This window comes from uncultured Pseudomonas sp., from assembly GCF_913777995.1.
Lineage (GTDB): Bacteria > Pseudomonadota > Gammaproteobacteria > Pseudomonadales > Pseudomonadaceae > Aquipseudomonas.
This window is the reverse complement of sequence record NZ_CAJYVE010000024.1, coordinates 131,603-144,906: the sequence shown is the minus strand read 5'-3', so window position 1 is coordinate 144,906 and position 13,304 is coordinate 131,603. Positions and strand designations below refer to the sequence as shown.

Below are 13,304 nucleotides of genomic sequence, written 5' to 3'. Positions count from 1 at the left end.
GGTTATTCCCCTTTACCGCCGGCGGCCTTGTCGCTCGCCGCGGCAGGTGCCGGTTGGGCGCCCTTGACGTTACTGGCTTCGGCGACCTTGACCGTGGCGCCTGGCTTGACGTACTGCAGACCCTCGGTGATGACCCGGTCGCCTTCGTTCAGGCCTTTTTCGATCAGCCATTTGTCGCCCACGGTGCGGTTGGCCACCAGCGTGCGCATCTCCACCTTGTTGTCCTGGTTCACCACCAGGGCGGTCGGTGTGCCTTTCTGGTCGCGGGTCACGCCCTGTTGCGGCGCCAGGATGGCCTGGGCGTTGGTGCCGGCCTGCAACTGCGCATGGACGAACATGCCGGGCAGCAGACGATGCTCAGGGTTGGGGAACACGGCGCGCAGGGTGACCGAGCCGGTGCCCTGGTCGACCGAGACTTCCGAGAACTCCAGGGTGCCTTCCTGCGGGTAGGCGCTGTTGTCTTCCAGGGTCAGCTTCACCTTGGCGGCGTTGTTACCGACCTTCTGCAGCTTGCCGCTTTCCAGGTCGGAACGCAGCTTGAGCATTTCGGCCGAAGACTGCACCACGTCGACGTAGATCGGGTCGAGCTGCTGGATGGTGGCCATCGCTTCGGTCTGGCCATTGCTGACCAGGGCGCCTTCGGTGACCGACGAGCGCCCGATGCGTCCGGAGATCGGTGCCAGCACCTTGGTGTAGCGCAGGTTGATCTCGGCGGTCTGCAGGCTGGCCTCGGCCTCACGGCTGGAGGCGATGGCCTGGTCGTATTCCTGGCGGCTCACGGCCTGCTCGTTGACCAGCAGCTTGTAGCGGTCAGCCAGCGACTTGGCCGACTGCAGGCTGGCGCGTGCGCTGTTGGCAGTGGCTTCGTACATCGCCGGGTCGATCTGATACAGCTGCTGGCCGGCCTTGACGTCGGCGCCTTCGGTGAACAGCCGCTTGAGGATGATGCCGTTGACCTGCGGCCGCACTTCGGCGACCCGAAAGGCCGTGGTGCGGCCTGGCAGCTCGGTGGTGAGCGTGTAGGGCTGGGCTTTGAGGGTGACCACGCCGACCTGAGGAGTCTGGGCGGCAGGTGCCGCTTCTTCCTTCTTGCTACAACCGCTGAGCAGGGTTGCCAGGGCGACGGCAGTGACCAGAACGGGAACAGCTGGCTTGAATTGCATGAAGATCCTCGGAGGTCAGGAACCTTGATTGCTCAAGAAAGTGGAGATGTAAAAAAATTTTGCGGCTAGATACATAGCATGCTAATGAATATACTTACATTCACGGCTGTTTGTAAACAGCGTGCCATCACGTTGTCGCCGTTCGCTCAGCCGCACGGCCGATACCGTTCCCAGACCCTGCTCTAGACAGGCTGGCGCATCAATGTCGAGGTTTTACTGCCATGGTTCGTCGTACCAAAGAGGAAGCACAAGCCACACGCAGCCAGATTCTGGAGGCTGCCGAACAGGCGTTCTACGCTCGCGGTGTCGCACGCACCACCCTGGCTGACATCGCGACCCTGGCTGGGGTCACGCGCGGCGCCATCTATTGGCACTTCACCAACAAGGCCGAGCTGTTCCAGGCCATGCTCGACAGCCTTCACGAACCCCTCGAAGAAATGTCCCAGGCCACTCACAATGAGGACGAGGCCGACCCGCTGGGGTGCATGAAGAAGCTGCTGGTGCATTTGTTTCATGAGGTTTCCAGGAACCCGAAAACCCGGCGTATCAACGAGATCCTTTTCCATAAATGCGAGTTCACCGATGAAATGTGCGATTTTCGCCGTCAGCGTCGGGATAACGCCGTGTGGTGCAACGAAAGGATCGGTCTTGCCTTGAGCAACGCGGTGCGCAAAGGGCAGTTGCCGGCCACGCTCGACGTCTCGCGTGCGGCGGTGAGCCTTCACGCCTACATCGACGGGCTTCTCGCCCAGTGGCTGCTGGTGCCCGAAAGCTTCTCGCTCTACGACCAGGCCGAAACGCTGGTCGAGAGCTGCATGGACATGCTGCGCCATAGCCCAGCCTTGCGCCAGCACGACGCAGCCGTGTAACCGTACACCGTTCGCCGCCTGCCGAACAGCATGACGCAAGGCGCCTGTCCAGCGGATGAATCGATCACCTTTTACCTGGCAGGCCGGGCCGTTTCAGTCTCGTCCACGCAACAGCGTATTGGGCATGGCCAGCGCCGCCGCCACGCTCAGCAGCCCTATGGCGGCGCTGACACTCAACAGGTGCCGGAAGGTATTGGCCAATTCACCACGCAGGGCCTCCAGCGCAGGGCCGCTACTGGCGTGCAGACTGTCGAGCAGGGCGTTGCCCGTCTGGCCTTCGCCGCCCAGGCTGCCCGGTGCCAGCGTGCCCAGGCCGGTGCCTTGCAGCATGGCCAGCAGCAGGGCCGACATCAAGGCCACGCCCACCGCGCCACCCAGTGAACGGAACAGGTTGCTGGTGCTGGTGGCCACCCCGGTATCGCGAGGCTGGACGGCATTCTGGCTACCGACCAGCGAGGTGGGGAACTGCATGCCGCTGGCGACACCGGTCAGCAGCATGAACAGCCCGGTCAGCCAGGCCTGCTCGGGCGGGGTGAAGGCGATACCGAGAATCGCCACCGGCATCAGCACCGCGCCAGCGAGAATCAGCGGTTTGTAGCGACCGCTGCGCGCCGTGTGACGGCCGGAAAAGTAGGCACCCAGCGGCATGCCCATGGCCAGCGGCAGCAGGTGCAATGCCGCGCTGTCGGCGCCGGCACCGGTGAGCGTCTGGTGTCGCAGCGGCATCAGCATGGTCAGCGAGATCGCCTGGAAGCTGGCGAAGAACACGGTGATCCAGCACAGTACGGCGCTGCGGCTGGTGAACAGGTGCAACGGCAGTACCGGTTCCACGGCACGCCGCTCCTGAATGAGAAACAGGCTCAGGGCGACGACGGCGATGGCCAGATGGACCTGCACCAGACGGTCGCCCAGGCCATGGCCCTGGCCGACTTCGGTGATGCCCAGCAGCAGGGCGCTGAGGCCCACGATCATCAGCAGAGTGCCCAGGTAGTCGATGATCGGCTTGCGCTGCGGCACGGGCAGGCCGTGCAGGGTTCGCCAGGCCAGCACCCAGGCAGCAAGGCCCAACGGCAGGTTGATCAAGAATACCCAGCGCCATGACAGGTATTCGGTCATCAGCCCGCCCAATACCGGCCCGGCGACGCTGGCCAGGGCGTACATGCTGCTGAAGTAGCCCTGGTAGCGACCCCGCTCGCGGGGCGGGATGATGTCGCCGATGATCGCCTGGCTGACCGAGACCATGCCGCCCGCACCGATGCCTTGCAGCACCCGGGCCATCACCAGCTGTTCCATGCTCTGCGCCAGGCAACACAGCAACGAGGCGAAGGTGAACAGTGCCAGGCCGATGAGCATCATGCGCCGACGCCCGAACAGGTCGCCCAGCTTGCCGTACACCGGCACCGCCACGGTCATTGCCACCATATAGCCGGAGATCACCCAGGCCAGCAGGTCGACATCGTGCAACTGCGCGGAAATGGCCGGCAGCGAGACAGCGACGATGGTCTGGTCCAGGGCGCTGAGGAAAATCGCCATCATCAAGGCGAAAAGAATGCTGCTGATCGCAGGATTGGTCGGCATGGGGCGGGTCACGGAAGGGCTGGCGGTTTTTTGCTGGCCAGTCTATTCCGATAGTGTGCTAACCGATAGCCTTCGAACGATGTCCTCGGCAGGCTGAAGTGAACGGAATGTCATCGCAGCGCGGTGAACGTGGCGTCCGTCGGCGAGCAGTGGGAAAAGGCACACAGGGAGGCGGGTGGGGCCATACGGGCCAGTTCGATGCGGTAGGCGCCTGCCGCATACAAGGCGACGACACCGACGATGCCCAGTGCGGCCAGGCATTTTTTTATTGTGACTCTCATGCTGCACCCCTTGGATCGACCGTGGAGTAGTGAAAGCGTTACTTGCAGTGTAGGTCATCGTCAGGATCGTGCTGGCCGCGAAGACAGGTAGAATCGCCGTCCCGAATTTCAATACAGGTGGCAGCGTCCATGGCACGCAGGGTTTTCCAGCATTTCGAAGCGGTGACGGCAGTGATTCCGGCACCAGGCAGCTACCAGGCGGCGATCGCCGTCAAGGCTCTCGATGGCGGCGGCGCGCCGCGTTTTCATGGCCTGTTGCCGGGGCAGACCTTCAGCACCGCCGATGAAGCCGACCGCGCTGCCGAGAGTGAATTGCAGCGCCTGCTCGACGTCGATGCCGCCGCCGAGCTGGTCTGGCCACAGGAAGGCTGAGACGCTTCAGATCTTTGGCCGATTCATGCGAAACAGCGCTTCCGGGCCCAGCTGGAAGTAATCCGCCGGGCCGCCACCGCGCAGGATCGGCTCGGCGGCGGCGGTGTCGTAGATGCCGTCTTTGAGCAGCCACTCGGCGATATGCACCATCACCACCTCACCGAGAATCAGCCAACTGGGTACCCGTTCCTGGTCGGCGCGCTTGAGCTGCACGATCTGCGTGACCTTGCATTCGAACGACACCGGCGTCTCCTTGACCCGTGGCACCGCGACCACCTGGGAAGGCAGCGGCGTCAGGCCGGCCAGCTGGAACTCGTCGACCTCGGCGGCCACCGCCGCGCAGCTCAGGTTCATGGGCTCTGCGAGGGAGCGGGTGGCCAGGTTCCAGACGAACTCGCCGGTCTGCTCGATGTTGTTCAGGCTGTCCTTGCGGCCCACGCTGCTGAAGCCAATGATCGGCGGCACGTAGTTGAAGGCATTGAAGAAGCTGTAGGGCGCCAGGTTCAGCACGCCTTGGGCATCCTGCGATGAAATCCAGCCAATCGGGCGCGGGCCGACGATGGCATTGAAGGGATCATGGGGCAGGCCGTGACCCTTGGCGGGCTCGTAGGAGTAAATCTGGTCTGACATGAGGCGTTTCCTTGCAACCTGGTTGGCTGAGACGCTCATCATGCTTGGCCTACGGTCGCTGTGGCAATCGGCCGCAGCATTTGCCCCGCCAGGGTTGCTGACCGGTGATAAAGTCCGCTGCCATGAAAATTGATCGTCGTGAACGCTCGCTGATTGCATGGACGCTTTACGCCAGCGTCCTGTTCAGCCTGTTGGTGTGCGGCATTCATCACGGTCAGATGAGTGGTTTGGCACTCAGCGGGCTGCAGGGCGGCTATTGCGCCCTGGACAGCGAGCATGGGCACACCCTCGATGCCCAGCCGTTGAACCCGACCCAGCCGGCCCTGCTCAGTTTCGATTGCCCGCTGTGTTCGTCGGGCGGCCTGGGGCTGGCCCTGCAGCCAGCCGCCTGGGATTTTACCCGCATGCCGGGCAAGGCCCTTGCGCCCATGGTTCTGCGCAGCCTCGCCCAACCGCCACCCCGTGAGCGGTGGACTTCTCTCAACCCTCGCGCTTCCCCTGTCGCCCTGAACACCCTGGCCTGAGTTCGACGCTGCAGGCCTCTCTCCATCGGCACTGGTCTGACCGGCCCTTTGCGGGCTGCGTCGCCGTGCGCCTGATTCATGGCTTTTCATGGAAGCGCAGTAGATGAACCCATTTCTGCACAAGGGCCTTCGGCCCCTGGCAATCCCCCCGTTCCTGTTCAGTGGCCTGGCCGCCTTCGTACCGACCGTCGAGCTGCTCGCCGAAACCCGCCATCCAGGTGATTCGGTCATCACTCTGGGCGCGGTCAGCATATCGGGCAGCGAGTCGGCGCAGAGCGGCCCGTTGTCCACCGGCAACGTGCTCAGTTCGGTCGATGTGGTAGGCGCCGACATCTTGCAGACTCAGCCGGTGCAATACAGTTGGGAGTTGTTCAATCGGGTGCCGGGCGTGATGCTGACGCCATTCAACCAGGGCACCACTTCCGGCAAGTTGTCCATGCGGGGGTTCAATGGCGAAGGTGAAGTGAATGCCGTCAAGCTGCTGATCGACGGCATCCCCAGCAATACCAATGACGGCAACATGCCGTTCATCGACATGGTGTTCCCGCTGGAGATCGACAGCATCGAGGTGGTGCGCGGCACCAACGACCCCCGCTATGGACTGCACAACATTGCCGGCAATGCGACGGTCAATACCCGCCAGGGCGGCAACGACGGCCAGTTGCGCGTGCGCTATGGCAGCTTCGCCACCCGCGAACTGCAACTGGTAAAAGGTCTTCAGTCGGGTCAATGGAGCCAGAACTACGCGCTCAGCTACCAGGCCAGCGATGGCTATCGACACCATGCCGGCGCCGAGCGGTTGAGCATGGCTGGCAAGTGGTTCTACACCGCCGATGACGATGCCTGGCGCGCCGGGCTGAGCCTCAGGCATTACCGTGCCGACGCTGACGAAGCAGGCTATCTCGCGCGCAGCGACGCCCGTGACCGTCCGCGACAGTCCTATGCCAGCAACGCGACCGACACCGGTGAGCGGGAGATGAACCAGCTCGGGCTGCACCTCGACGTACGCCTTGGCGACGACCTGAGCTGGGCCGGCAAAACCTATGTGAACACCTTCGAAGACCGGCGCTGGACGCAGTACTGGCGCACCAGTGCCCAGCAGGAGCGCTTCGCCGACGAAACCCAGTACGGCGCCCTGAACAGCCTGACTTGGCGCCCGCCGGTCGAGGGGTTGCATGCCTTCGCCCTTGAAGGCGGTGCTGAAGTGCAGCGCCAGGAAAACCGTAGCGAGCGTTATCGCACCCTGTTGCGCAGTCAGGTGGCGCAGACCCGCGACCAGCGCTTCGATCTCAACGTCTACGGTGCTTACGTGCAGGCGGTGATCGAGCCCTGGGAATCGCTGAAAATCATTCCCGCCTACCGGGTCGACAGGTTGTACGGCGGCTACCGCAACGAGCTGACGGGAGAGCACGCCGAGGTCAACGACTACGGGCTGATCCGCCAGCCCAAGTTCAGCGTGGTGTGGTCTCCCTGGGAGCAGGCCAGCCTGTATGCCAACTGGGGACGAACCTACCAGGTCGGTGTCGGCTCGGCGGCCTATCGGCTGGCCACGCAGAGTGGTGACCTCAAGCCGTCGATCAACGACGGTTGGGAAACCGGTATCAAGTTCCGCCCGGCGGCCTGGATCGACGGACGCATTGCCTACTGGCAGCAAAAGGCTTCTGACGAGGTGCAGCGCAAGCTCAACGATGCGGTGGGGGATGCCGAGAACGTCGGGCAGACGCTGCGCAAAGGTTGGGACGTCCAGGTCAACCTGTACCCCACCGAAAGCACCAGCCTGTGGCTGTCGTACTCGCGGCAGTTCTCGGAGATCCTCGAACCCAGCCCGAACCTGCCCGCCAGCAAGGGCCAGGAAATGGACCATGTGCCGCATCATCTATACGCCGTTGGCGCGAGCTGGCAGGCCATGCCGAAGCTGCAATTATCGGGCTGGGTCAATGGGCAGAGCGACTATTACCTGGAGCGTACCAACAGCACCGGGCAGTTCGGCGCCTACACGTTGCTCAACCTGAGTGCCGTCTACCGCCTGACGCCGACTCTGAGCGTGGATGTGCAGGTCAAGAATGTCACCAACCGGTATTACGAGTACGTCTGGTACGACAGCAGCGCCGGCGTTCAACAATCGTTGCACGCGCCGGGTGATGGGCGAGCGCTGTATGCCGGGCTGACACTGGATTTCTGACCAAAAAAAATGCCAGTCAGGCGGCCCTGGCTGGCATGAAGGGGGAGCATCAAGGAGGAGATGGAACGGTAGAGCAATCAGATCAGACGGTTGGCACCGACGCGGTCAGCACCATCAGCGGCCAGACGGTTGGCACCGACGTGATCGGCACCGTCGGAGGTCAGGCGGTTGGCACCTACATGGTCTGCGCCGTCAGCGGCCAGGCGGTTGGCACCGACGTGGTCGGCACCGTCGGAGGTCAGGCGGTTGGCGCCTACATGGTCAGCACCATCAGCGGCCAGACGGTTGGCACCGACGTGGTCGGCACCGTCGGAGGTCAGGCGGTTGGCGCCTACGTGGTCAGCACCATCAGCGGCTAGACGGTTGGCACCGACGTGGTCGGCGCCGTCGGAGGTCAGGCGGTTGGCGCCGACGCGGTCAGCGCCATCAGCGGCCAGGCGGTTGGCACCGACGTGGTCGGCACCGTCGGAGGTCAGGCGGTTGGCACCTACGCGGTCAGCGCCATCGGCGGTGATGTAATCGGCGCTGATGGACTGTTTGGCGGCATCGGTCACGGGCAGGGCGAAAGCGCTGGTAGCGATGATGGCGAAGGTCAGGCCGGCGATCAGGGTGTTCTTTTTCATGATGAGTTCTCCAATTCGGGAAGTCGGGTCGGGTGTGTTGTGTTCCCGGTATGGAGCTCATGCTACGCCGCGCTGGTTTATTAAGAAGTTAATCGGATTGCTAGCGATCATTGCTGAAAATGATAGTTGGCGCGATGGCGCGAATTTCGGGCGTTGTGCGGAAAAATGAACGGTAATGGTGCGTTTCTTGAATTGTCTTGTAATAAAAGCTCTTGACAAATTTTAAATGCGTCAGGAACAGGGCGCTGAATAGGGCGGTGGGCCAGTTTCCTGCTGTCGGTGAGGGTGAGGGATATTTTTTCTCGCCATGAAAAAGGGCAGGCCACTGGCGTGGACTGCCCTTGTGTATCGACGCGACGCGAGATCAGTCGGTTTCGATGCGCGAGTGCTTGCGGGTGTCCTTCATGAACACGTACACCAGCAGCGAGCAAGCGATGCAGCCGGTGACGTACCAGTAGTAACCGGTCTCCATGCCCACGCTCTTGAACCACAAGGCCACGTATTCAGCGGTGCCGCCGAACAGCGAGACGGTCAGTGCGTAGGGCAGACCTACGCCCAGGGCGCGAATCTCGGTAGGGAACAGCTCTGCCTTGACCACGGCGTTGATGGAGGTATAGCCGCTGACGATGACCAGCGCGGCCATGATCAGGAAGAACGCACCCCACCAGGTCTGGATGGTATGCAGGGTGCTGAGGATCGGCACGGTGAACAGCGTGCCCAGCACTCCGAAGGCGATCAGGATGGGCCGACGCCCGATCTTGTCAGACAGCCCGCCGATGACCGGTTGCAGCAGCATGAACAGGAACAGGGTGGCCGCCGAGATCATCGTCGAGTCGGTGATGCTCATGCCCACGGTGTTGACCAGGTACTTCTGCATGTAGGTGGTGTAGGTGTAGAACGCCAGGGTGCCGCCCATGGTCAGGCCGACCACGGTCGCCAGCTCCTTGGGATGACGCAGCAGGGTGCGCATCAGGCTTTCCTTGGATTTTTCCTTCTTCACCTTGGTGAACGACTCGGTTTCTTCCATGCCACGGCGCAGGTACAGCGCAACCACCGCACACAGTGCGCCGATCACGAACGGGATACGCCAGCCCCAGGCGTACAGCTCTTCCTTGGTGAGGAACTGCTGCAGCACGATCAGTACCGCCAGGGCGATGAGCTGGCCGGAAATCAGGGTCACGTACTGGAAGCTGGAGAAGAAGCCGCGGCGTTCCTTGGTGGCCATTTCGCTGAGGTAGGTGGCCGAGGTGCCGTATTCACCACCGACCGACAGGCCCTGCATCAGGCGTGCGATGACCAGCAGGATCGGCGCGCCGACACCGATGGTTTCATAGCTGGGGGTGAGGGCGATGACCAACGAGCCGAAGCACATCAGGATGACCGAGGCCATCAGTGCAGCCTTGCGGCCTTTGTAGTCGGCGTACAGGCCCATCAGCCAGCCGCCGATGGGGCGCATCAGAAAGCCCACGGCGAAGATCGCAGCGGTATTGAGCAGTTGTGCAGTGGTGTCGCCCTTGGGGAAGAACGCCTGGGCGAAGTACAGCGAGAAGGCGGCGTAGACGTACCAGTCGTACCACTCGACCATGTTGCCGACCGAGCCGCTGAAGATCGATTTGAGACGCGAAGCAGTGGTTTTCTGCGCGGCAGGTGCACCCGCCGACTCGGGGAGGGAGTTTGGAATGGCCATGTTGATCCTTGTCCAGTCATTGTTATTAGAGGGCCGCATGTGCAGCCGTGCTGGATCTATAGCAGGACCTGTGCCAGGCGCGGAAAGCCCGGAATAGAGCGGTTAAGGCGTTGAAATAGGCAAGAATCCGCTTATGGTCGGTTTTGCGTGAGCGGATTCTTGCCGATGGACGAGTCTCTGCAGATGCCTTTTCCGATCAACCCGCACTGACCCGGAAAGACAGCCGTCCGACCCGCTGGGAGTGGCTGCCGGCCGACGGCTTCAGCCTTCGCTCAGAGAAACATTTCGCGCTGCAGGCCGTGGCGCTGCATCTTTTCGTTGAGGGTGCGGCGTGGCAGTTGCAGCTCGGCGAGCACGGCCTTGATATCGCCCTTGTGGCGGCTCAGTGCGGTGCGCAGGCACTGGGCTTCGAAGGCCTCCTGCTGTGCGGCGAGGGACTGCCCGGCGGCCTCTTCAGTGGAGGGGCTCAGGCCGAGCACTTCACGCTCGGCGGCGTTGGCCAGTTCGCGCACGTTGCCCGGCCAGTCGTGGCTTAGCAGGCGACCCAGCAGGGCGCCGCTGGGTTCTGTCGCCGGGCGGCCGAGACGCTCGGCGGCACCGCGCAGGAAGTGGTTGTACAGCAGAGGAATGTCTTCGCGGCGCTCGCGCAGTGCAGGCAGGCGCAATTCCGCGACGTTGAGGCGGTAGGCCAGGTCTTCCCGGAAGCGCCCCGCCCGGGCTTCGTCGAGCAGGTCCGGCTTGGTCGCGGCAATGATGCGCACGTCCACTTCGATGCTCTGGTTAGAACCCAGGCGCTGCAACTGGCGATCTTGCAGCACGCGCAGCAGCTTGGCCTGCTGGGCCAGGGGCATGCTTTCGATTTCGTCGAGAAACAGCGTACCGCCCTGGGCGTATTCCAGGCGTCCGACGCGCTTGCCCTGGGCACCGGTAAAGGCGCCGCTTTCATGGCCGAACAGTTCGGCCTCGAACAGTTGCTCTGGAATCGCCGCGCAATTGAGCGCCACGAACGGCTTGGCCGCACGCGGGCCGAAGTCGTGCAGGCAGCGGGCGACCAGCTCCTTGCCGCTGCCGGTCTCGCCGCGGATCAGCACGTTGACCGGCATGGCGGCCAGGTCCAGAACCTGGCGACGCAGGGTCTGCAGGCCGGGCGACACGCCCAGCAACGTGGCCTCCAGCTGTGCCCGGTTGTCGGCCTGCTCATGCAGGCGGCGGTTCTCCAGCACCAGCTGGCGCTTTTCCAGGGCGCGGCGCAGGGTGTCGAGCAGCGCCTGGGGCGCGAAGGGCTTTTCCAGAAAGTCGTAGGCGCCCTGACGCATGGCGTCGACGGCCATCGGCACGTCGCCATGGCCGGTGAGGATGATCACCGGCAGGTCCCTGTCGAGGGTCTGCAAGCGGTCGAGCAGTTCCAGGCCGCTCATGCCGGGCATGCGCACGTCGCTGAGGATCACCCCTGGGTAATGCTCGGGCAACTGTGCCAGGCAGTCTTCGCCACGGCTGTACAGGCTGACCTCGAAGCCGGAAAGGCTCAGCCAGGGTTCGATGGCCTGGCGGATGGCCGCTTCGTCATCGACCAGGGTCACCGAATTGAGCGTCACGGTGCTTGCTCCAGAAAGTCATTGTCGAGGCTGAAACTGAACACGGCGCCTTGCTCGCCGTTGCGCGCGCTCAGTTGGCCGCCCAGGCTGTGGATGATCGCATAGGACACCGCCAGCCCCAGGCCCAGGCCTTCACCCACCGGCTTGGTGGTGAAAAAGGGATCGAACAGGCTGCCCAGGTGTTCGTTGGCGATGCCGCTGCCGTTGTCGGCGACACTCAGCTGCCACTGCTCGCCCTGCGCCTCGATGCGCACTTCCAGGCGCTTGTGCGGTTGGCCACGCATGGCGTCCAGGGCGTTGTGCAGCAGGTTGATGAGTACCTGTTCCAGGCGAATCGCGTCGCCGCGCACCCATGCCGGGCGCGCCAGGTGCAGCACGCATTCGACCTGTTCTTCGCGCAGCCGGGTGTCGAGCAGCAGCAGGGCCTGGTCCACCACGTTGGCGAGGTCGAGGCGTTCGCGCAGGCCGTCCGGGCTCTTGCGGGCGAAGGTCTTGAGGTGTCCGGTGAGGGCCGCCATGCGGGTCAGTTGCTGGTCCAGCTGGGCAAGGATCTTGCCCGCATCGACGATCCGCCCCTGGTCGAGCAGCAGGCGCAAGGTCGCCAGCTGCATGCGCTGGGCGGTGAGCGGCTGGTTGATTTCGTGGGCCAGGGCGGCGGACATCTGCCCCAGCGCCGCCAGCTTGGTCGACTGCACCAGGCCTTCCTGGGCGGTACGCAGGTCACGGGTGCGCTCCTGGACCAGCCGTTCCAGCTCGTCGCGGCTGCGCTCACGCAAGCGTGCCAGGCGCCAGCGTTGCGACAGGAACAGGCCGAGAAACACCAGTGTCAGCCAGATGCCGGCCGCTGCCAGGCCGGCGGTGCGCACGTCTTCGTTCACCGATTCGGGCTTGCGCAGCAGGTGCAGGGTCCAGTGTTCGTCGGCCAGTTCCAGCGATTGCCACAGGTAGTCGGTGCTGCCTTCGGGGGCGTCCACGCGGGTGAAATGGCTATTGGCGCCGAAGCTTTGCAGGATTCGGCTGCGCAGAGGCGACAGCGGCTTCTTGTCGTACTGCCGGGTGCTGAGCAGTTCGGCGCGATCTTCCATCGAAATGGGCACCAGTTCGCGGTAGCGCCAGGCCGGATGGCTGGCCAGGAACGCCACGCCCTTGCTGTCGCTGACCATCAGCAGATCGGTGCCGAGCTGGGCCCATTCGCGTTCCAGGCTGGGAAACTCCAGTTTCACCACCATGGCACCGAGAAACTCGCCGTCGTCGTCCAGCACCGCACTGGACAGAAAGTAGCCGGGAATACCGGTGGTCACGCCCACTGCATAGAAACGACCCTCGCCTGTGGCGCGGGCCTGCGAAAAGTAAGGCCGGAAGCCATAGTTGTTGCCCACGTAGCTCTGCGGGCTGCGCCAGTTGCTGGCGCCGATGGCCAGGCCGTTGTGGTCCAGCAGCTCCAGGGTCGAGGAGTGGGCTGCCGTATTGATGCGTTCGAGCTTGAGGTTGAGCTGCGCCTGGTTCTCGGCTGTCAGCGGGCCGCGCAGCGCCTCGCGAATCTCATTGTCCAGGGCCAGTACCGCTGGCAGGGCGCGGTAACGTTCGATCAGGGTATGCAGGGTGTTGGCATACAGCGACAGCTGCAGGCTGGCGCGCCGGGCTTCTTCCTTGAGCACATGCTGCTGGGCCTGGTACATGGCCAGGCCGGCGCACAGCGCTGCACCGGCCACGATGAGCAGGACATACACGAACAGACGCCAGGTACGTTGCGTGAAAGTCATGGACGCGTGGCTCCGGGAATTCGTTGGCGGGCCCCGG

General features: G+C 63.5%; 12 protein-coding genes. 4 read left to right on the top strand and 8 right to left on the bottom strand.

Going from position 1 to position 13,304, the window contains the following annotated elements; translation table 11 throughout:
* Positions 1-2: 2 nt before the first annotated feature.
* A complete protein-coding gene (locus QZ497_RS10210; RefSeq protein ID WP_295473885.1) occupies positions 3-1,163 on the bottom strand; it encodes an efflux RND transporter periplasmic adaptor subunit in 1,161 nt (386 codons plus the stop codon).
* A gap of 221 nt (positions 1,164-1,384) precedes the next feature.
* Between QZ497_RS10210 and QZ497_RS10205 the strand changes: the two genes are divergently transcribed.
* Positions 1,385-2,032, top strand: a complete 648-nt coding sequence (locus QZ497_RS10205; protein ID WP_295473883.1) for a TetR family transcriptional regulator — start codon at positions 1,385-1,387, stop codon at positions 2,030-2,032.
* 93 nt (positions 2,033-2,125) lie between these two features.
* On the opposite strand, the gene QZ497_RS10200 is transcribed toward QZ497_RS10205, so the two are convergent.
* Positions 2,126-3,610: an MDR family MFS transporter gene (locus tag QZ497_RS10200; protein ID WP_295473880.1), complete on the bottom strand. Its 1,485-nt coding sequence runs from the start codon at positions 3,608-3,610 to the stop codon at positions 2,126-2,128.
* Positions 3,611-3,720: 110 nt separating this feature from the next.
* Positions 3,721-3,891, bottom strand: coding sequence for a hypothetical protein (locus QZ497_RS10195; RefSeq protein WP_295473877.1), 171 nt, complete (start codon positions 3,889-3,891; stop codon positions 3,721-3,723).
* 129 nt (positions 3,892-4,020) lie between these two features.
* Between QZ497_RS10195 and QZ497_RS10190 the strand changes: the two genes are divergently transcribed.
* Positions 4,021-4,263, top strand: coding sequence for a hypothetical protein (locus QZ497_RS10190; RefSeq protein ID WP_295473874.1), 243 nt, complete (start codon positions 4,021-4,023; stop codon positions 4,261-4,263).
* A 6-nt stretch (positions 4,264-4,269) separates the two neighbouring features.
* Here QZ497_RS10190 and QZ497_RS10185 read toward each other — a convergent pair whose 3' ends face one another.
* A complete protein-coding gene (locus QZ497_RS10185) occupies positions 4,270-4,893 on the bottom strand; it encodes a flavin reductase family protein (RefSeq protein ID WP_295473871.1) in 624 nt (207 codons plus the stop codon).
* A gap of 122 nt (positions 4,894-5,015) precedes the next feature.
* On the opposite strand from QZ497_RS10185, the gene QZ497_RS10180 reads away from it, so the two are divergent.
* Both QZ497_RS10180 and QZ497_RS10175 read left to right on the top strand, forming a co-directional pair.
* Positions 5,016-5,417, top strand: a complete 402-nt coding sequence (locus QZ497_RS10180; RefSeq protein WP_295473868.1) for a DUF2946 domain-containing protein — start codon at positions 5,016-5,018, stop codon at positions 5,415-5,417.
* Between the two features lie 103 nt (positions 5,418-5,520).
* A complete protein-coding gene (locus tag QZ497_RS10175) occupies positions 5,521-7,599 on the top strand; it encodes a TonB-dependent receptor (RefSeq protein ID WP_295473864.1) in 2,079 nt (692 codons plus the stop codon).
* A gap of 77 nt (positions 7,600-7,676) precedes the next feature.
* On the opposite strand, the gene QZ497_RS10170 is transcribed toward QZ497_RS10175, so the two are convergent.
* From QZ497_RS10170 to QZ497_RS10155, 4 genes are all read right to left on the bottom strand, one after another.
* Positions 7,677-8,222 (bottom strand): phage infection protein, encoded by a 546-nt coding sequence (locus QZ497_RS10170; protein WP_295473862.1) that lies wholly within the window; start codon positions 8,220-8,222, stop codon positions 7,677-7,679.
* Between the two features lie 364 nt (positions 8,223-8,586).
* Positions 8,587-9,909 carry an MFS transporter gene (locus QZ497_RS10165; protein ID WP_295473859.1) on the bottom strand — a complete coding sequence of 441 codons (1,323 nt, stop codon included), beginning with the start codon at positions 9,907-9,909 and terminating at the stop codon, positions 8,587-8,589.
* A gap of 272 nt (positions 9,910-10,181) precedes the next feature.
* Positions 10,182-11,504 carry a sigma-54 dependent transcriptional regulator gene (locus tag QZ497_RS10160; protein ID WP_295473856.1) on the bottom strand — a complete coding sequence of 441 codons (1,323 nt, stop codon included), beginning with the start codon at positions 11,502-11,504 and terminating at the stop codon, positions 10,182-10,184.
* Positions 11,501-13,267: an ATP-binding protein gene (locus QZ497_RS10155; RefSeq protein WP_295473854.1), complete on the bottom strand. Its 1,767-nt coding sequence runs from the start codon at positions 13,265-13,267 to the stop codon at positions 11,501-11,503. The genes QZ497_RS10160 and QZ497_RS10155 overlap by 4 nt, the downstream gene beginning before the upstream one ends.
* Positions 13,268-13,304 lie beyond the last annotated feature (37 nt).